The following is a 19,866-nucleotide window of genomic DNA, read 5'->3' as shown; positions in this document are numbered from 1 at the left end:
CCTTGGTAACCGTCGCGACATCATGGCGATTGTTCATGGCGCGAGTTGATGCTCTGTTCGATGGCCGTCAGGGCGTCGAGTTTCTCGGCGAGCTCATCGCGCTCGCGTCCCAGCGCCTGGCGGCGCGATTCGCTCTTGGCGAGATCGCTGGCCAAGTCTCGGCGTGTCTCGAGCTCGTTGAGCCATTGCCGCAGCAGGGGCTGCAAGCGGCTCGGCGCCGCCGAGATATCGGCCTTGTAAAGCTCGGATGCCTGTTCCCAGCCGTCGCGTTCCCCCCATGCCAGTACCACGGCGCGGGCCAGCTTGAGGTGCGGCATATCACCCTGGAGACGCGACAACATGGTGCCGCGCCACTCGCTGTCACCGCGTTGTGAGGCGAGGCCGAAGTCGATCCAGTCATCCACCAGGCAGACATTATCGGCCAGCTTGGGGATGTCGTCATTGCAGGAAGTGACCGGGGCTGCCGGAGCGGACGTCTCTTGCGTCATCCACTGGCACCCGGTCAGCAGCGAGCCAGCGCATAACGCCGCTAGCAGCATCCGGATGTTCATGCGTTCGAGTTCCTTGCGTTTAGCGCCGGCGTCGTCGTGGCCGGCGTCGTTATGGAAGCGTCGTCGCCATCGGCTCCTTCTTCCGGCGACGTCACCTCGGGCAATGTCAGTCGGAAGCAAACCGGGAAGGTGTCATCCTCGACCAACTCCAAGCGTCCATCTTGAACCTTGGCGCAATCGGCGGCCACCGACAAGCCGATACCCGACCCCTTGAGGGTACCCTGGCGGCGCATGCGGCCCTGATAAAACGCTTCGAAAAGATGCGCACAGTCGCTGTCGTCGATAGGCTCGCCGGTGTTGGCGACTTCGACCACCAGCCATGACGCATGTTGCCAGGCACGTAGTGCCAGCTGGCCACCATCCTCACCGTAGGCGATAGCATTGGATATCAGATTGTCGAGAACGCTGGCGGTACGCTCGCGATCGGCTTGCCAGGGCAAGGGCGTGTGCCGAGGCCAATCGACATGCATGCCCTTCTTGTCAAGCGCCAAACGATGCTTGGCGAGCACCTCCTGGATCACCGTGACCAAGTCGAAACGCACCACCTTGAGTCCCCGGCTGTGCTGCAACAGATTATAGTCGAGCAACTGCTCGATCAGGGTTTGGAGTTCCTGACCGCTGACATCGATCAAGCCCACGATTTCCCGCTGACGCTCGCTGAGTTCGCCGACCACGCCGTCGGAAAGTAGCGCCGTACCCTCGCGCACACTGGCCAGCGGGGTCTTCAGTTCGTGGGACATATGGCGCAGAAACTGCTGCTTCTGCGCCTCGAGTTCGGTGAGGCGTCCGGATAGCCAAGTCAGCCGCTCGCCGAGCCTGACCAGTTCCGCCGGCCCCTGGATATGCTGCGGCGAGGCCGGTTCCATACCGCCGCCCAGACTGAAGATTCGCCTCTCGAGCTGACGTATGGGACGGGTGATCAGCCAGGTGAAGACCAGCATCAGCCCCAGACTGACCGAGACCAGCGCCGCCGTCTGCATCCACAGCTGACCACGTACGGTGCTGGCACGCTCACGAATGTTCTCGATACGCTCATCGATCACCTGATTGGTGGCCTGGCGCACATTATCGGTCCGCTGGGAAAAGTCGTCGAACGCCGCCAGCTGCTCGCGAAACTCGTCGATTGGCTGGTCCGGCAACGCCTTGAGCTCGCTCACTTGCTCACGCAGACGCGGGATATCGGGATCGTCGGGCAGCAAGGGGGCGTGCTCGTCGAGCAGTTCCGCGTAGCGTTGGGCCTTCTCGGTATAGATGCTGAGCAATCCTTCCTGCTCGAGCACTGCGTACTGACGCGCGCTGCGCTCCATTTCCAATGCTAGATTGCTCAACGTACGGGCACGGCGGGTTTGCTCCACCGCTTGGCGCGCGCTGACATCGGCCAGCGACGAGAGCTCGGAGAGTGCTTGGCCGGCCTGAAACATGAGCACAGCGATTGGCAGCATCACCATCACAAAGGCGAGCATTACCAACTGCAGTAACGAACGAGGACGCCAGCGGCGGGAGACCTGAGTGGTCATGAGCGCGATTCTGTGCAGAAAGAGAGTGGATGCCATGTCAGCTTATCCGCATAGGATAACAGAGTTACGTACGTATGCCGGTTTTCGCATCGCCGCACCGATCGAAAGCGAGTAGGACGTCCCATCCAGCAATGAGCACCCGACGCATCCGCTAGACACACCACGGCGGCCCACAAGACGCGCAAAAAAATGGGCCGGAAGGTCCGGCCCAAGGTACGCAGGGAACTGAAGGGTCAAATGAACACTCTCGAACATCCACCTGGCTGAATTCTCGAAAGTGATCGAAGGGCTCGAAAGCCCACGAAGCCATGAGGTCCATACATTGCCAGGAAAAGGCCCTCATGTTGGCGGCGCAGCCGCCACTTCGTTTGGTGTGCCGCGTCGCCAACGCGGCGCGGCAAAATTAGCCCCCGAAGGGGTGGCATCCATGCCTGGGCATCCTTGCCCTTCTGGTACCTTTCCATGCCCGTAGGCGGTACCCGTCTCATCGCAACCTAAGTCACACATCGCGTGGAGCAGACGCTGATCAATCTAGCCGGGACATTACGCACAGGGTTGTAGTCGAAACGCCCTGGCTTGATCGATCGAGAAACGGCTCGAGCCGTATTGAACCGTTTCCCGTTGCTCACCCTATATATTGCGATAGCCGTGCCAATTTTTAAAAAAATATTTTAAAACAACAAGTTAAAAACATATTCTATAGGCCAAAACCGTACGACAGGCTATGACACCGAGAATCGCGGGCATTTTGACGCTCATAATGTCGCCAACTACCAACGCTCTTTCGCCCTCATAATAAAAAAACAATAAAAACAGCTACTTATTACGTCTCTTTTTGGAGACACCGCACCAGGTGGGAGCGACACTGCATGTCGCCGGACGAGGAAGTCTCGGTGCCGCCTTGCCATTGAGCGGCGGCACAGGGCAGGCGCTCAACCGAGGGGTTTGAGCAACACCTTGGATTGGCGCGCATGGTTATAGGAATCGCGCCTCAGGTGCGGCAACACTTCCAGACCATCGAGGCGAAAGCCGTGCTCGAGAAACCAGTGCGTGGTGTGGGTGGTGAGGGCAAACAAGGCGCTGTAGCCACGCCGACGGGATTCACGCTCGACCTCGGCCAATAGCAGATCGCCGCGCGCGCCGCCACGATAATCGCCATGCACGGCGACACACGCCAGTTCTCCCATGCCCGCCTCGGGGTAGGCATGCATGGCACTGCAACCGATGATCATGCCGTCGCGCTCGATCACCCAGTAGTCGTCGATCTGATGTTCGAGCCGCTCCCGTGAGCGCGCCACGAGCATGCCGCGCTCTTCCAGCGGGCGCAGCAATTCGAGCAGGCCGCCCACGTCTTCCAGCGTTGCGCGACGCAACTGCTCGTAGCGATGCTGCGTGATCATGGTCCCCACCCCATCGCGGGTAAACAGCTCGCCGAGCAAGGCGTCGCGATCGTGCCACGTCAGCAGGTGGGTGCGGGCCACGCCATGGCGCGCTGCTTCGCACGCCGCGCCCAGGTGGCGCGCCAGCTCGCTGCCCGGCGCGGCCTGACGCCGTAACGGCTCGGCCTCCAGCGGGGTAAGCTGGCGCTGCAGCATGCCGCTAGCATCGTGCAGTCCCGCCGCGTCGCCAAGCAGAATCAGCTTATCGGCACCCAGCCCCATGGCGACGTGCTGGGCGACATCGGCCGCATCGAGATCGAACACCTCACCGGTGCTCGAGTATCCCAGCGGGGGCACTACGACCAGCGCTTCCTGACGCAGTAGTCCAGCGATAGCATCGCTGCGCACCCGACGCACTTCGCCGCTGTGATGAAAATCGATGCCATCGCGTACACCCAGCGGTTTGGCAGTCACCAAATTGCCGGAAACCACCGTTAGCTCGACGCCATGCAGCGGCGTGTTGGGCAGTCCCAGCGACAGCCGTGCCTCGATCTTGAGCCGCAACTCGGCAGAAATGCGCTCGACATGACGCATGATCGACTCGTCGGCCACCCAACGCCCTTCGATCCGGCGCGGCTCGATCCCCGCCTCGCTCAGCGTCTCACCCACCTGCGGACGAATACCAAAGACCATCACCAGGCGGACGCCCAGGGTATGCAGCAACGCCAGGTCCTGAAGCAGCGGCTCCCATCGCTCGGATGCCAATGCCTCGCCTTCGAGGAGCACCACGAACGTACGCCCACGGTGCGCGTTGATATACGGAGACGATTTACGAAACCAATCGGCGAAGGGAAAGCGAGTATCCAAGGCCGCACTCCGGCAGCAGGTGAACGGGAAATCCTGACTATAACAGAGCGACGAAAACGGCGGCACCACTGTCGTGGCACCGCCGCTTCGGGCTTCGGGCTTCGGGCTTCGGGCTTCGGGCTTCGGGCTTCGGGCTTCGGGCTTCGGGCTTCGGCAACATTTTAGCTCGTAGCTCGTAGCTCGTGGCTCGCAGCTCGTGGCTCGTTGGCCCGTAGCTCGTCAGCCGAAGAAGCCCTTGAACATGAAGAAGAACATGATCGACAGCAACGCCCCGGCCGGCAGCGTAATCACCCAGGACAACACGATAGTGCCTAGCACACGCAGGTTGAGCGCCGTAATCCCGCGGGCCAGACCGACCCCGAGCACCGCACCGACCAGCGTCTGCGTCGTGGAGACCGGCAAACCGGTTCCGGAAGCCAGCACCACAGTCGTCGCCGCTGCCAGGGTCGCCGCGAAACCGCGACTCGGCGTCAGTTCAGTGATCCCCGTGCCCACCGTGGCGATGACTTTGTGGCCATAGGTAATCAAGCCGACGACGATACCGCCGCCGCCCAGCACCAGCACCCACCACGGCAATGCGGCGGCACCACCGACGTCACCGTTCGACTCGACGACGCTGATGACCGCCGCCAGCGGTCCCACGGCGTTGGCGACATCGTTGGAGCCATGCGCGAATGCCATGGCGCAAGCAGTGAACATCATCAGCACGCCGAACACACGTTCGACGCTATTGAAATCGAACGCCGAGTTGCCGCGCTTGCGTTTGGCGCGATCGACGCGATTTTCCATCAGGATTCCGATGACCATTACCACCAGGCCAATCCCGATCGCGATCAACAGGCTATCGCCAAAGCTCATTTCCAGCCCGATATGAGAGAGTCCCTTGACCAGGGTGACCATTGCCACGATGAAGCCGACCAGGAAGATATAACCGGGCACATAGCGTTTGGCGGCGGCGAAGGGATCGCGATTCTCGAAGATCAAAAGCTGCACCGACTTGAACAGCACGAAGGCGATGGACCCCGCCAGCAGGGGCGACACCACCCAGCTCGCCGCGATCTGACCGACCTTGGTCCAGCCGACAGAGTCGATCCCCAGCCCGGCGATGGCGAAACCGACGATGGCCCCGACGATGGAGTGCGTCGTGGATACCGGCCAGCCGCGCATGGAGGCAATAAACAGCCACACGCCCGCCGCCAGCAACGAGGCCAGCATGCCGTAGATCAGCAACTGCGGGTCATCGGAAAGCAAGCTAGGATCGATGATGCCCTTGCGAATGGTGTCGGTGACCTGTCCCCCGGCCAGCCACGCCCCGAGAAATTCGAATACCACGGCGATGAGAATCGCCTGACGGATGGTGATGGCCTTGGACCCCACGGAGGTTCCCATGGCATTGGCCACATCATTGGCCCCTACCCCCCAGGCCATGAAGAAACCGAAAATGCAGGCGAGAATAATGAAGACATCGCCGTACTGCGCAATGATGGACATAGGCAAGTTCTATCTGGCTGGCGTGAGACGGAAAATCACACGGCCCGCATTCAGCGGGCCGTGAGAATTTGGAGACGACTGCCGACGCGCTCGGCGCGATCGGACAATTCACCGATCCATTCGATGATCTGATAGAGAAAGACCACATCGACCGGCGGTAACTCGGTCTCCAACTGGAAGAGCTGGCGACGAATAAGCACCTGCTGATCGTCAGCTTGATGCTCGAGGTTATGAAGTTCGCGGATAAAGTCTTGCATGAGATCGCCGACGTTACGCCCGAAGCCGGAGTCGAGCAGCTCCTGGAGCTCTTCGAGCGCCCTGCGCGCTTGTCCCACGGTGGCGATCGCGGTTTCGAAATAGGCGCGCATCGAGGTTGCCAGCGACTCCGGCACCTGCATCTGGCGGCCCAGCATGATGCCGGTGATATCTCGCGCCTTGTTGGCGATCTTATCCTGTACGCTGATCAACTCCAGCAGGTCGGAACGCGAGACCGGCAGGAACATGCTGTTGGGCAAGTTGAGACGCAATTCAGTCTTGAGGGTATCGGCTTCATGCTCGAGCTCAGTGATCGCTTCTCGATGCGTGGCGGCGTCGTCCCAGTTGCCCGCCTGCGTGGCATCGAAAAACGGCAGGAGTCGCTCGGCGCATTCGCTTGTCTTGACGATATGCGCGAGCAAGGGCTCGAAAGGCGAGCGCCCGAACAACGCCGAAAACGGATTGGAAGTCACCATAATGTCAGATTCGATGCGTTGGAAATGGCGGCGTCAGTATAGTGACTGCACCCCTTCGCGTCATGGAAAATTCACCATCTTGTCATCAACGTACTGTCATCAACACACAAGGTCAGGCATGGCTCAGGAAATCGAACTCAAGCTCGCCCTCGGCGCTAGCGGCCCGAATGCGCTGCGCCAGCATCCGCGACTCGCGCACCACAACCCGCAGCGTGAGTGGCTCGCCAATACCTACTACGATACGCCAGAGCGCGCCTTGGAGCGCGCGCGTATCGCCTTGCGCATTCGCCGTACACCAGACGGCTACCTGCAGACGCTCAAGACTGCGGGCAGCGGCCAGGGCGGTCTGCACGCACGCGGCGAATGGGAATGGCCGATCGATGGCGAAGAACTGGACGTCGACGGCATCCGCCAGCATGCGCCGAACACCATCGACGAAGAAGACCTCGCCCGACTCGCCCCGCGTTTCACCACCGACTTCACCCGCGAGCGCTGGGACGTCATCGAGGCGGACGCCACTATCGAGGTCGCGCTGGATATCGGCACTATCCATGCCGGCGATCAGCAAGTGCCGATTCGTGAACTTGAACTCGAACTCAAGACAGGCAGCGCCGATGCACTGTGGCAATTGGCGGCTTCTCTCTCGGACGGCGTGGCACTCCGCCCCGCCAACGCCAGCAAGGCCCAACGCGGCGCCGCCCTGCATGACGGCTGGACGCTCCCCGACAATGCCGCAGACGCTCAGAGTCACTGGAACGCAGCGCTCGAGGCGCTGGATGCCTGGCAGGACACGGGACACACGGACTACCGTCATCGAGCCGGCAGCCAGCTGGAGGCGCTTGGCGGCAGCGCCGCTCAACGCCTGGCGAGCGCCTTGCGCGACGCCGACGACGCACGTCCCGATACCTGGCTCACCCCCGAGATGAGCCGCGACTGGCTCGCTGCCTGGCACTACGCCATCGCCTGACGCAACGCAGGAGACCGTCCCTTGACGCTGCCTTTCGAACCCGCCAACAGCGGCCTACGCAGGACACTGTTCCACCTCATCTTCGAGTCCGACACAAGGGCCGCGAAGATCTTCGACATCGTTCTCATCACGCTGATTCTACTCAGTGTGGCGGTAGTCTTCGTGGACAGCGTGCCGAGCCTTCACGCCCGCTTTGGCGGAGCGTTCTATTTGCTCGAATGGGGCTTTACGCTGCTCTTCACATTGGAGCTGGCGGTACGGCTTTACTGCCTGGAACGCCCGCTACGCTACTTGAAGAGCTTCTATGGCGTCATCGATTTGCTCTCCATCCTGCCCACCTGGCTCAGCCTGCTGATACCTGGCGCCCAGTCGCTGCTCGTGGTGCGCGTACTACGTGCACTACGCGTCTTTCGCGTGTTGCGGCTGATGGAGTTCGTCGGCGAAGGCCGCATGCTGACGCAGGCACTTACGCGCAGCTATCGCAAGATCATGCTGTTTCTGTTCACGGTGCTGTTGATCATCACTATCTTCGGCGCGCTGATCTACATGATCGAGCCGCCGGAGGCCGGCTTCAGCAGCATGCCACGCGCGATGTACTGGGCCATCGTCACGCTGACCACGGTGGGTTATGGCGACATCACGCCCATCACCCCGCTCGGACAGTTCATCTCGGCATGCATGATGATTATGGGGTACTCGATCATCGCCGTGCCCACCGGCGTCTTCTCGGCGGAGGTGATCCGCTCGATCCGCGAAGAACGCTACTCCGAAGAAGCCTGTCCCGGTTGCGGCCACGAAGGGCACGAACGCGACGCCAAGTATTGCCGCAAATGCGGCACCTGGCTCGACGAAGATACCGAGGATCCCAACGCCCCTTCCCCTCAGGAGGCACCCGAAGACGAGAAAACGTAATAACCACTAGGTGCTGGGGTATCGCTCAAGCTTGTCGTTGTTGATTAAACGACCGATAAAAGTTAATGATAGAAAAGCACGAAAACGATAATTATCAAATCTCACGCTAGGGCGAACCACAAGGAGACCCCATGTCGACTCGATATCATCACAGCTCTCACACCTTCACGGCCGGTGGATCATACCGTTGGCTGCTCGCGGGTGTCCTGGCCATGAGTCTTGGTGGCAATGCCTATGCCGACGACGATACCACCGAAACTGCCGACTCCTCATCGTCATGCGCTCCACAAAAGTACGCTATGGCGCTTCGCTATCAGCAGCAGTCAGCGGAGATTCAGGCACTCCAGCGTCAAAGCTACGCCTTGGCCACCGCGAGGCTGAAACAAATGCTTGCCGAGCATCCTGACGCTGATGATCTCGCCATCATGACCGACCTCGACGAAACGGTGATCGATAACTCAGCGCTGCTGGTACGCGATATGCAGGCATGCCACGACTTCACTGGCTGGGATACCTGGAAGGTATGGGAGCGCGAGGGTAATCCACGCTTGATCCCCGGTGCGCGTGATTTTCTCGACTACGCCGACTCCAATGACGTGACGATCTTTTACGTGTCCGATCGCTACCAGGAAAACAAGGGCGCAACTGTCGAGACACTCGAGTCGCTACAGCTCCCTCAAGTCAGCGACTCTCAGGTCCGGCTACTAGGTCCCAGCAAGGCTAAGCGCCGCCAAGCTATTGAAAGCGATTACGATCTGATCATGCAGTTGGGCGACTCATTGGCCGACTTTTCCCAAGATTATCACCATGCCGATCTCGCGACCCAGAAAGATCTGGCCAGCGACGACGCCGCACACTTTGGCGATGACTGGATCATGTTCCCCAACGCTAGCTATGGCAGTTGGAGCGATGCAGAACTCAAGGCCTGGGACGCACCGCTAGAGACACCGTAAGCTGCACCAGCGGGGCCGACTCGACCCCGCACAAGCGCGTTCAGACGAAGGGCGCGACATCCCCGCGCCCTTCGCGAACGATCGTCGGCGGTATCTCGCGCAGATCGACCACCGTGGTCGGCTCCAGGTAACAGGCGCCGCCGTCGATGACGGCATCGAGATGCGCGCCGAAACGTTCGCGGATCTCCTCGGGATCGGTCATGGGTAGATCGTCGTCGACGGGGATCAGCGTCACGCTCATCAACGGCTCGCCCAGCGCCGCGAGCAACGCATGGCTGATGCGATGATCCGGCACGCGCACGCCGATGGAGCGCCGTTTGGGATGCAACAGCAGACGCGGCACCTCGTTGGTGGCGTTGAGAATGAAGGTATACGGCCCCGGCGTATGCGCCTTGAGCAGGCGGAACACGTCATTATCAACCTTGGCATAAGTGCCGATCTGAGACAGGTCGGAACACACCAGCGTGAAGTTATGCTTGTCATCCAGCGAGCGCAGCCACTTGATCTTCTCGATAGCTTTCTTCTCGCCCAGGCAACAACCGAGCGCATAGCCGGAATCCGTCGGATAGGCGATCACGCCGCCACCGCGCAACAACGAGATCGTCTGATCGATGAGACGTTTCTGCGGGTTGTCGGGATGAATCTGAAAGAACTGGGTCATGCCTGCCTCCTTGGGCCGGATGAACGAACCGGAAGAACCGAGGACCGAACGTGCGGCGTAGTGAAGGCGCTGGGCCGCACGACGTGCCTCGTCCCCAGCAATAACCTTACGCGGCGAATCTCGCAAGCTTCGGATGACGCCACACCGGCGTCACCGAGCAACGTGGCGGCACACTCATCACGCCCGGCGCCAACGGCCCACCCGGATAGTGAAAATCACTGCCCTGCGACCCCATGAGGTCGCGCGCTTCGAGCTGACGGGCCAGGTCGCGCCCCACATCGGCGTTCTGGTGGCCGCTGATCAATTCGGCGGCTTCCCCGCCGGCCTCGCGAAAGCTGTCCAGCAGTTGGCTGCGCTTGCGATGCGTGAGGCGATAGCGCAGCGGATGCGCCAGTACCGCGATGCCCTGACTATCGCGAATCCAGTCGACTACTTCACTGAGATACGGCCAATGGGTCTTCACGTCACCGGGCTTGCCGGCGCCCAGATACTTCTTGAAGGCCGTCGGCATGTCCGGCACCAGTTCTGCGGCCACCAGGGCCTTGGCGAAATCCGGCCGCCCCAGGGGTCGCTCGCTGCCGGCCTGTTCGCGGGCACGCGCCAGGGCGTCGTCGAGGCCGATTTTCTCGAGGCGCCGGGCGATTTCCTCGGCGCGTGTCACACGGGCCTGCGCCTGCGCCTCGAGCCCGGGTACCAGGGCGCCACTGGCCCCCTCGGGCAACAACGCCACCACGTGAATGCCGATACCGCGCCACAAGGTGGATAACTCGCTCCCCGCCAGGCAACGCATCCCCAGGCTTTCAGCATGACGCTGGGCCTCGGCAACACCGGCCACGGTGTCATGATCGGTCAGGGAAAATCGCGTGACGCCCTTGGCGTGGCAGGCGTCGGTCAACGCTTGTGGCGATAGCGCACCATCGGAGGCGGTGGAATGCATGTGCAAGTCGAGGCCAAGATCGGCATCGAAGGTATCGGGCAAGGGGGGTAAGGGTTGGCTCATGGGCATGACGCGGTGCGGCGTCTTTGTCAGAATAGGTCCGCTATAGTGCTCGCCTGCGCTGCGCTGGGTCAATTCCCGTGCCGCGCCGGCAACTCACAGGATGCTCGCCGATGAAAATGTTCCTGGATTTCCTGCCCATCGTGTTGTTTTTCGCGGTGTATCACTTCAGCGGCAATATTCTGCTCGCGACGCTGGTGCTGATTCCCGCCACGCTGCTGCAGGTCGCCTTCATGTGGTGGCGCTACCGCCGTGTGGAAAAGATGCAGCTGGTGACTCTAGTACTGGTCGTCGTCATGGGCGGGGCGACTGTGCTGTTTCACAACGCGGCGTTCATCCAATGGAAGCCGACCGTGGTCAACTGGCTGTTCGCCTTCGCGTTTCTGGTCGCACCGCTGTTCGGTGGCAAGACCCTCGTGGAGCGCATGATGGGCAAGGCCATTACGCTTCCCGCCGCCATCTGGCGCCGCCTCAACCTCGCCTGGGCGCTCTTCTTCATTGCGCTGGGCGCGATCAATGTGTATGTCTTCAAGACCTACGACGAGGCCACATGGGTCAACTTCAAGCTGTTCGGCATGCTGGGGCTGACCCTGGTGTTCGTGATCGGCCAGGGCATTTATCTGGCCCGTCACATACCCCGTGATACGCTTTCGCAAAACGACCACCAGAAGGATGACGTCTGATGCTTTACTCGATTGTTAGCGACGATGTGCAAGACAGCCTCGAACGCCGCAAGGCGGCGCGTCCCGATCATCTGGCGCGTCTCGAGAAACTCCGCGACGAAGGGCGCCTGGTGCTTGCCGGCCCCAACCCCGCCGTGGATACCAACGACCCGGGCGAAGCCGGTTTCACCGGCAGCGTGGTGATCGCCGAGTTCGACAGCCAGCAAGATGCCCAAACCTGGGCCGACGCCGATCCCTTCGTGATCGCCGGCGTCTACGCCAAGGTCACGGTAAAGCCCTTCAAGAAGGCGTTGCCGTAACATCGCTTATCCACACCCGGATGCCTGAGCCTTTATGCACACCAGGTGTGGATAACACTGTTAAGAGACGGCGGACGCCTTTCTCTCTAGCGGTCATCACGCCGCCTTGTCGATTTCGCTCAATTTTTAAACAGTTTTCACGCCTTTGCCGAGAGCCATGTCGCCCCCTCTCTCTTCCTTGCCGCCGCTGACCGCGCTGAGCGCACCCGACCTGGAATGGCACGCCGACGATATCGGCAATGCGCCTTATTCCAGCGTCTACGACGATGTGTATTTCTCACGTCACGACGGCCGCGCCGAGACCACGCATGTCTTTCTCGATGGCAATCGCCTGCCTGAGCGCTTTACCGAGTGGCGGGAGGCGCGTCCCTTCGTAATCGGCGAAACCGGCTTTGGTACCGGCCTCAACATGCTCTGCGCCTGGACGTGTTTCGAGCAATACGCCCCCGACGAAGCACGGCTGCACCTTGTCTCCACCGAGAAGTATCCTTTGCCGCGCGAGGCTCTGGCACGGGCATTGGCGATCTGGTCCGATCTCGCCGCGCATGCCCGCCCGCTAATCGACCAATGGCCTGAACCGCTCAGCGGCGTACACCGGCTATGGCTTTCCGAGCGCGTCACCCTGGATCTGCACTTCGGCGACGCCGCCGAGCGCTTGTCGCGTCTCGACGGCCGTGTGGACGCCTGGTTCCTGGATGGTTTCTCGCCGGCCAACAATCCGGACATGTGGCAAGCGGCGCTTTACGAGGCCATGGCCACCGTCAGTCGCCCGGGAGCAACCTTCGCTACCTTCACCTGCGCCGGCGTGGTCAAGCGCGGCCTGCGCGGTGCCGGTTTCGCCTGGCGCAAGGCGCCGGGATACGGAAGCAAGCGCGAGATGCTGTGCGGTGAAATTGCCGAGCCGCCGCGCGATACGCGCCGCGCAGCGACGCCTTGGTACACACCGCCCGAAGTACCCCCTGCGCGACATGTGGTGGTCATCGGCGCGGGACTCGCCGGCACCAGCGTGGCCGCCGCCCTGGCGCGGCGCGGTGTTCACGTCACGCTGCTCGAACGCGACCACATCGGTGCGGGCGCTTCCGGCAATCGCCAGGGGGCGCTTTACGTCAAGTTGGCCGCCGAGACCAATTCGCAAAGCCGCGTCTACCTCGCCGGTTTGCTGCATACCCAGCGCTGGCTGACGACGCTCGACCCCGAGTGTGACCAGCTGTGGAGCGACTGTGGCGTGCTGCAACTCGCCCCCGACGCCAAGGAGGCCAAACGGCAGCAGCGCTTTCTCGAGCACCACAGATTGCCCGAGAGCGTGGTCCAAGGCGTCGACCGGACCGCCGCGAGCCGCGCCGCCGAGACGCCGCTTGACGCCTCGGGACTGGCCTATCCACAGGCTGGCTGGGTGCGTCCCGATGCGCTCTGCCACCACCTGGCCGCCCACCCGGGGGTTACCTTCCATCAGGGCGAGGCACGCACGCTCGAGCGCGACGCGGAGGACGCTGGATGGCGCATCGCGCTGGCCGACGGCACGGCGCTCGAGGCCAATCAAGTGGTCGTCGCCACTGCCCACGAGGCCCCTGCGCTGGGGCCACTGGCCGGGCTCCCGCTCCAGCCCATTCGTGGCCAGCTCACCCACTTGCCGGTGCCGCCGCAGGCCCCCGACTTGGCGAGTGTGGTCTGCGCGGGAGGCTATGTCTCCCCGGCCCTGGCCGGCGTGCTCAGTCTGGGGGCGACGTTTGCCCCCGGCGATACCGATACCACGCCGCGCGCGGCTGACCACGCCCGCAATCTGGCCGAATTCGAGGCCACCCTGCCCGCCTTCGCCGAAGCGCTACGCGCAGCCGGCGCCACGCTCGACCCCGCCGCCTGCGAGGCGCGCGTCAGCCTGCGCGCCGCCAGCCCGGACAAATCGCCCTATGCGGGCCCAGTGCCTATGCGCAACGCCTGGCTCGATGACTACGCCGTGCTCGGCCGTGATGCGCGCCGCGTCCCCGACACACCGGGGCAACATCATCCCGGCCTGTGGGTCAGTGCCGCACATGGCTCGCGAGGACTGGCCAGCGCGCCGCTATGTGCCGAGGTCATCGCCTCGCGGCTGTGCGACGAACCGCTACCGCTGGAGCGCGAGCTCGCCGACCACCTTCATCCTGGGCGGCGATTGATTGCCGATATCATCCGCGGAAACGCTACACTATCGACATCACCATCCGTGAGCGACGACACGCCGACGTCACCGAACACCACCGAGACGCCATGAGCCAGATTTCTTCAGCGACCCGTGAACGGGCCGCCAGCCTGCGCCAGCAGTTGGAAGACGCCAACCATCAGTACTATGTCGAGGACGATCCGCAGATTACCGACGCGGACTACGACGCCCTGCTGCGCGAGCTTCAGTCACTGGAGGCCGAGCATCCCGAGCTGGTGACGCCCGACTCGCCCACTCAGCGTGTCGGCGCACCGCCCGACAACGGTTTCCCTGAAATTCGGCATGCTGTGCCGATGTTGTCGCTTGATAACGCTCTGAACGAAGACGAATTAATCGCGTTCGGTAGTCGCATAGCAAAGGCACTCGAAAGCGAAGCCGAATCTGTGACCTTCTGCTGCGAACCCAAGCTTGATGGCCTCGCGGTCTCGTTGGTCTATGAAAATGGCTATTTGATCTACGGCGCCACACGCGGCGATGGCTACACCGGAGAAGATATCACCACGAACCTTCGAACGTTGTGTTCAATTCCACTCAAACTACGCGGTAAGGATTGGCCGGCGCTGCTAGAAGTGCGTGGCGAAGTCTATATGCGCCACTCTGGCTTCGAGAAACTTAACGAAAAGGCGCTAGAGAGTGGCGACAAGGTTTTTGCAAACCCTCGTAACGCTGCTGCTGGCAGCTTACGCCAACTCGATCCCTCAATAACGAATAAGCGTCCATTAGAATTCTGCGCCTATCAGGTGGCGCGAATCGAGATGCAGCGCATCGACCACAGCCTTGTAGAAACCCACTCAGGCCGGATGGGGTTGCTGAGAAACTGGGGAATCCCAACCAGCCCCGAGCTAGCGATTGTTGAAGGTATCGATAGTGTCATCAATTTCTGTCGCCGACTCGGCGAGCAGCGGGATAAGCTCGATTACGATATTGACGGCGCCGTAATCAAAATCGACAGCCTGCTCGATCAGCGCGAATTAGGATTCCTTTCCCGCGCACCACGCTGGGCAATTGCTTTCAAGTATCCCGCGCAAGAGCAAGAAACTCGACTACTGGATGTCGAGTTTCAAGTCGGTCGTACCGGTAAATTGACACCCGTTGCGAAGTTAGATCCCGTCCAAGTCGCTGGGGTGGTGGTCTCGAGTGTGACATTGCACAACATGGATCAGATCGCACGTTTAGAGCTCAAGATTGGCGACATGGTCAGAGTCTACCGAGCCGGCGACGTCATCCCCAAAGTTGTCAAAGTCATCAAAGAGAAGCGCCCCGAGGAAACGAAGGCTATATCTCTGCCCGATGTCTGCCCTGCTTGTGGTTCCAAGATAGAAAAGCTCGACAATGAAGTCGATGCCCGCTGCTCGGGAGGGCTCTTCTGCCCCGCGCAGCGCAAGGAGGCGTTGAGACACTTCGCCAGTCGCCGGGCGCTGGATATCGACGGCCTGGGCGAAAAGCTGATCGATCTGCTGGTCGAACGCGACTGGGTCCAGACACCGGCGGATCTTTTCCGCCTCGAAGCGGCCGCACTGGCTGAATTGCCGCGCCTGGCGGAGAAGTCCGCCAACAATCTAATCAATGCCCTGCAAACCGCCAAACGTACGACACTGGCGCGCTTCATCTATGCCATCGGCATTCGCGAAGTGGGCGAAGCCACCGCCGCTAACCTGGCGCGCCATTTCGGTACGCTCCAGGCATTGCGCGAGGCCACGCTAGAAGCGCTGGAAGCGATCGAGGACGTAGGCCCAGTGGTCGCCCGGCATATCCACACCTTCTTCCGTCAGGCGCACAACCAGGAGACCCTGGACGATCTGATCAAAGTCGGCCTCACTTGGGACGAACAAGCCATCAGCGCACGTCCCCAGCCTCTCACCGGGCAGACCTGGGTGCTTACCGGCACCCTCGAAGGCATGACGCGCGATGATGGCAAGGCGCGCTTGCAGGCGCTGGGCGCCAAGGTCTCAGGCAGTGTCTCCAAGAAGACCGCCGCGCTCGTCGCCGGCGAGGCGGCGGGCAGCAAGCTCGACAAGGCGCGCGAGCTCGATGTGGAAGTGCTCGACGAAGACACCTTCCTGCAACGACTCGCCGCGTGGGAAAACGCGGAGGAAAACCAATGAACGGACGTTTCATCGAAGTGCCCTACCGCATGCTGCCAGCCGACACGCTGGATGCATTGCTAGAGGGCTTCGTCACCCGCGAAGGCTACGACACCACCGATGAAGGCGAAGGCATGCCGGCCTGGGTGCGCGAGCTCAAAGGCCAGCTCGAGCGCGGTGAGTTACTGATCGCCCATGACCTGCAGACGGAGACCACCGAGGTCATGACGCTGGCCCAGTGGCGTTCGTTCGGACGTCAGCTCGCCGACGACGAGGAAGAAGGCTAGGCATTGCCTGACCTTCGTTCGTCGACTTTTCAGACAGTGCCTAAGTCGCTTTCCGACGTATCCCGCGTAAAACGCAAACGGCGCCCTCAGGGGCGCCGTTAAGCGTTTTGCTGTGTGAACAACGTGCTAAGTAAAGAATATCGGCACGAGGATGCTCGAGATCAACAGGATCAAGGCGCCACCCAGGCGCGAGGAAATCTGCGCGAAGGGCATCAGCTGCATACGCTTGGCGGCGGAGAGTACCGCAACATCGCCGGTGCCACCCATGTTGGCCATGCACAGCCCCGCGGTGATCGCCGACTCGACGGGATAGAAGCCGACCAGTTTACCGACCAGCCCAGCGCCGAAGGCGGCACCGGCCACCACGGCGAGCACGATCATCACATAGGTCGGCGTGATGGCATCGATCACCTGGCCGAGATCGGTATAGGCAATACCGATCCCGAACAGCAGCGCGAAGGTCCAGTTCTTGGCGACGAACTGAAACCACTGCGATGCAGACTCGTTGATGCTTTCCGGCACCACGTTGGCGATCTTGAGCACGGCGACCAGGATGATCATCAGCGCATAGGGATGCAGCGGGATAAAGCCACCCAGAATCTGCCCGGCGGTGAAGAACGTCAGCGCGGCGACGACACCGATGCCCAATTTGGAAAGATCGAAAGTGCTCTTGCGCTCCTCGATTTCCACGCCCGGCATCATCTGCCCGTTGCCTGTCAGTTTGGGGAAGCGGTTGGCCAGGCCGTTGAGAAGGCCCGCGATGATGATCGCGAAGACGTTACCCAACGCCAGTGCCGGCACCAGAATCGAGATGTAGTAGCTTGCCGGCTGACCGAGCAGCTGCTCGTAGATCTGGCTCATGGGCACCGCGCCCGCGCCCATTCCACCACCGAGAATCGGCAGGGTGATCACCACCAGGGCATCCTGCATCGAGAAGCCCATCACGGCGCCGACGATCACCGCAAACAAGCCCGCGAAAAATACCGCGCAAAGCAAGGGCAGCGCATAACGCGATCCGACCTTGACCAGCACCTTGGAATCCATGCCCAGGATGCTGCCGGTGATCAAGGCGGCGATGTAGAAGTTAAGAAAGCCACCGCTTTTCATGAAGGTGGTGACATTGTCGGTGATACCGGCAGGTAACCAGCCGACATAAACCAGCGCGGCCGCACCGAAGATGGCCAGGATCGCGCCACCGCCCAGGTAGGTCTTGATGATCGGTAGACGATCACCGATGAAGCCCAGGAGTTCACCGAGTATCATCATCACCAGCAAGGCGCCGATCATGCCGCTGGGCAACGTGTCGGTGAACATGGCCACGACCATGACGGCGAAAGCGATGAAGAAGACCGGCAACGGCAGACCGAAGATGCGCAACGTACCCAGCGCGCTCGAAGCGTGCTGGGTATCGTCCAGGCTTTGTGTAGCGGCACTGGTATTCATTGGCGTGCTCCCATGTGTTGGAATCCACCCGGACGGGCGGAGAACGTGAACGCCGCCGAGGATAAGCCGCACGTGCCGTGAACCAAGCTTTGCCAACTTATTAAAGCGTTTTGAAATTATTGAAAACGACGGCCTTGTATCCGGCATAGCACGCCACGCTTGGATATTACACCAAGGTCGAAAACCACCCCATAGGGCCCGATACGCATGCCCCGCTTGCCGACCATTCGTCTCAGTGTGTTGATCTCGCTACTCGTGGCCTCGACGGTGATCGTCACGCTGGGCGTGGCATTGTGGATGTTCGATGCCACCCTGCGCGACACACAGGAAGACGCCCAGGCGGCCCGCGTCACTGATATCGCCCAGGTCGTGGCGTCGCGACAGCGTGTCATCAACGTGCTGAAGGAAGCAGGAGGCCAGCGCGATTTCGCCGCCGATAACAACCTACAACGGGAGATCGACGCATTGCGCCAGCGCCTGGATGTGGATTTCATCGTGGTGATGAATCCCCATGCCATTCGCCTCACGCACCCCGACCCGACGCGTATCGGCAAGCATTTCCAGGGCGGTGACGAAGGTCCGGCACTGCAGGGCGAGCATTATGCCTCGCGGGCCAAGGGAACCCTGGGCGTCAGCATTCGCGGCTTCGCACCGGTACGTAATGCTGCCAGCGAGGTAATCGGCGCCGTCTCGGTCGGGGTGACACTGGATACGCTGGGCGCCCGCCTGGCCGACAACCGCCTGCACATGATGCTGGGCATCGCACTTCTCATGATTCTCGGCAGCCTTGGTGCCAGCTGGCTGGCACGTTACATCAAGCGTGTGCTGATGGGGCTCGAGCCGTACCAGATCACGCGCTTGGTGGAAGAACGCCAGGCGATTCTCGGCTCGGTACACGAAGGTATTCTCGCGGTGGATGTCGCCGGGCATATTACCCTGACTAACACCGCCGCCCGCTCGCTGCTCAATCAAGCGGGCCTTGAAGTACCAGCGCTGGGCACGCCAATCACCGACTACCTGCCACAGAGCGGGCTGCCGGATGTGCTGCTAAACGGTGAAGCTTCGCTCGACCAAGAAATCTTCATCAACGGCCAGGCACTGCTCGCCAACCGCATGCCGATTCACCACCAGGGTCAGGTCATCGGCGCGGTGGCGACCTTCCGCGACAAGAGCGAAGTACGCCTGCTCGCCGAGGAATTGACCGGCGTCCGACGTTACGCCGAAGCCCTACGTGCGGCGACACATGAGTTCAAGAACAAGCTGCATGTCATGCTCGGCCTGGTGCAAGTGGAGGAATACCCCACATTGCAGCGCTATCTGCGCGACGTGGCAGATCACCATGTCGCACCGGGTGCGGCGTTGGTCGAAGGCATCGGCGAACCGGTGTTGGCGGGCTTTCTACTGGGTAAACAGAGCGAGGCCCGCGAGCGCGACATTACCTTGACGGTAGACGTCGAGGAAGCCATCCCCGCACCGCAAGACCCCGCCATGATTCACACGCTGGTCATCGTGCTGGGCAACCTGCTGGAGAACGCCTTCGACGCCGTCGACGCGCAACACGAGCGCCACGTCACGCTCACCATGGGCGTCGACGCCGCCCTGCTATCGCTGCATGTGCAGGACACCGGCCCCGGCATCCCCGAGGCCATGCAGGCGCACGTCTTCGCCACAGGCACCTCGTCCAAGGGACGCCAGCGCGGCCTTGGACTGGCAATGGTGCGCGAGCATGTCGAAGCGCATGACGGTACCCTGGCGCTATATTCCGAACCAGGGCGCGGCACGTTGATCGAAGTCGCCCTACCCTATGCTGTTTCGTCCACCACCGAGAATTGAGCGAGCAATGGGAA

Annotated in this window: 17 protein-coding genes; 9 read left to right on the top strand and 8 right to left on the bottom strand. The window is 61.5% G+C overall.

Annotated features, from left to right (window positions below; translation table 11 throughout):
- Nucleotides 1-20: 20 nt before the first annotated feature.
- The 5 genes from OP496_RS07195 to OP496_RS07175 form a co-directional block, all read right to left on the bottom strand.
- Nucleotides 21-551, bottom strand: coding sequence for a hypothetical protein (locus tag OP496_RS07195; RefSeq protein ID WP_280562834.1), 531 nt, complete (start codon nt 549-551; stop codon nt 21-23).
- A complete protein-coding gene (locus OP496_RS07190) occupies nt 548-2,104 on the bottom strand; it encodes an ATP-binding protein (RefSeq protein ID WP_280562833.1) in 1,557 nt (518 codons plus the stop codon). The genes OP496_RS07195 and OP496_RS07190 overlap by 4 nt, the downstream gene beginning before the upstream one ends.
- Nucleotides 2,105-3,000: 896 nt before the next feature.
- A complete protein-coding gene (gene argA / locus OP496_RS07185) occupies nt 3,001-4,314 on the bottom strand; it encodes an amino-acid N-acetyltransferase (protein ID WP_280562832.1) in 1,314 nt (437 codons plus the stop codon).
- 219 nt (nt 4,315-4,533) lie between these two features.
- Nucleotides 4,534-5,805 (bottom strand): inorganic phosphate transporter, encoded by a 1,272-nt coding sequence (locus OP496_RS07180; RefSeq protein ID WP_280562831.1) that lies wholly within the window; start codon nt 5,803-5,805, stop codon nt 4,534-4,536.
- A 50-nt stretch (nt 5,806-5,855) separates the two neighbouring features.
- Nucleotides 5,856-6,536, bottom strand: coding sequence for a TIGR00153 family protein (locus OP496_RS07175; RefSeq protein ID WP_280562830.1), 681 nt, complete (start codon nt 6,534-6,536; stop codon nt 5,856-5,858).
- Between the two features lie 118 nt (nt 6,537-6,654).
- Between OP496_RS07175 and OP496_RS07170 the strand changes: the two genes are divergently transcribed.
- The 3 genes from OP496_RS07170 (at nt 6,655) to OP496_RS07160 (ending at nt 9,368) form a co-directional block, all read left to right on the top strand.
- Nucleotides 6,655-7,503, top strand: coding sequence for a CYTH domain-containing protein (locus OP496_RS07170; RefSeq protein WP_280562829.1), 849 nt, complete (start codon nt 6,655-6,657; stop codon nt 7,501-7,503).
- A 21-nt stretch (nt 7,504-7,524) separates the two neighbouring features.
- On the top strand, nt 7,525-8,415 hold the full coding sequence (locus tag OP496_RS07165; RefSeq protein WP_280562828.1) for an ion transporter: 891 nt from the start codon (nt 7,525-7,527) through the stop codon (nt 8,413-8,415).
- 131 nt (nt 8,416-8,546) lie between these two features.
- Complete coding sequence (locus tag OP496_RS07160) at nt 8,547-9,368, top strand: HAD family acid phosphatase (RefSeq protein ID WP_280562827.1); 822 nt, start codon at nt 8,547-8,549, stop codon at nt 9,366-9,368.
- A 40-nt stretch (nt 9,369-9,408) separates the two neighbouring features.
- Here OP496_RS07160 and OP496_RS07155 read toward each other — a convergent pair whose 3' ends face one another.
- Together OP496_RS07155 and OP496_RS07150 are read right to left on the bottom strand one after the other, a co-directional pair.
- Nucleotides 9,409-10,029 carry an L-threonylcarbamoyladenylate synthase gene (locus OP496_RS07155; protein WP_280562826.1) on the bottom strand — a complete coding sequence of 207 codons (621 nt, stop codon included), beginning with the start codon at nt 10,027-10,029 and terminating at the stop codon, nt 9,409-9,411.
- 106 nt (nt 10,030-10,135) lie between these two features.
- Nucleotides 10,136-11,029, bottom strand: coding sequence for a PHP domain-containing protein (locus OP496_RS07150; protein ID WP_280562825.1), 894 nt, complete (start codon nt 11,027-11,029; stop codon nt 10,136-10,138).
- Nucleotides 11,030-11,139: 110 nt separating this feature from the next.
- On the opposite strand from OP496_RS07150, the gene OP496_RS07145 reads away from it, so the two are divergent.
- The 5 genes from OP496_RS07145 (at nt 11,140) to OP496_RS07125 (ending at nt 16,576) form a co-directional block, all read left to right on the top strand.
- Nucleotides 11,140-11,709 carry a septation protein A gene (locus OP496_RS07145; protein WP_280562824.1) on the top strand — a complete coding sequence of 190 codons (570 nt, stop codon included), beginning with the start codon at nt 11,140-11,142 and terminating at the stop codon, nt 11,707-11,709.
- Nucleotides 11,709-12,008 carry a YciI family protein gene (locus OP496_RS07140; protein ID WP_280562823.1) on the top strand — a complete coding sequence of 100 codons (300 nt, stop codon included), beginning with the start codon at nt 11,709-11,711 and terminating at the stop codon, nt 12,006-12,008. The genes OP496_RS07145 and OP496_RS07140 overlap by 1 nt, the downstream gene beginning before the upstream one ends.
- Before the next feature lie 157 nt (nt 12,009-12,165).
- Nucleotides 12,166-14,256 carry a bifunctional tRNA (5-methylaminomethyl-2-thiouridine)(34)-methyltransferase MnmD/FAD-dependent 5-carboxymethylaminomethyl-2-thiouridine(34) oxidoreductase MnmC gene (gene mnmC, locus OP496_RS07135; protein WP_280562822.1) on the top strand — a complete coding sequence of 697 codons (2,091 nt, stop codon included), beginning with the start codon at nt 12,166-12,168 and terminating at the stop codon, nt 14,254-14,256.
- The gene (gene ligA, locus OP496_RS07130) at nt 14,253-16,310 is read left to right on the top strand and encodes an NAD-dependent DNA ligase LigA (RefSeq protein WP_280562821.1); all 2,058 of its coding nucleotides are present in this window, start codon (nt 14,253-14,255) and stop codon (nt 16,308-16,310) included. The genes mnmC and ligA overlap by 4 nt, the downstream gene beginning before the upstream one ends.
- Nucleotides 16,307-16,576, top strand: a complete 270-nt coding sequence (locus OP496_RS07125) for a YheU family protein (RefSeq protein ID WP_280562820.1) — start codon at nt 16,307-16,309, stop codon at nt 16,574-16,576. The genes ligA and OP496_RS07125 overlap by 4 nt, the downstream gene beginning before the upstream one ends.
- Nucleotides 16,577-16,702: 126 nt before the next feature.
- On the opposite strand, the gene OP496_RS07120 is transcribed toward OP496_RS07125, so the two are convergent.
- Nucleotides 16,703-18,019, bottom strand: coding sequence for a 2-hydroxycarboxylate transporter family protein (locus OP496_RS07120; RefSeq protein ID WP_280562819.1), 1,317 nt, complete (start codon nt 18,017-18,019; stop codon nt 16,703-16,705).
- A gap of 207 nt (nt 18,020-18,226) precedes the next feature.
- Between OP496_RS07120 and dcuS the strand changes: the two genes are divergently transcribed.
- Nucleotides 18,227-19,852: a DcuS/MalK family sensor histidine kinase gene (dcuS, locus tag OP496_RS07115; RefSeq protein WP_280562818.1), complete on the top strand. Its 1,626-nt coding sequence runs from the start codon at nt 18,227-18,229 to the stop codon at nt 19,850-19,852.
- Nucleotides 19,853-19,866: the final 14 nt, after the last annotated feature.

The sequence above is a fragment of the Chromohalobacter sp. 48-RD10 genome, from assembly GCF_029889785.1.
Lineage (GTDB): Bacteria > Pseudomonadota > Gammaproteobacteria > Pseudomonadales > Halomonadaceae > Chromohalobacter.
The sequence above is the reverse complement of the archived record's forward strand: the minus strand, read 5'-3'. Positions and strand labels throughout refer to the sequence as shown.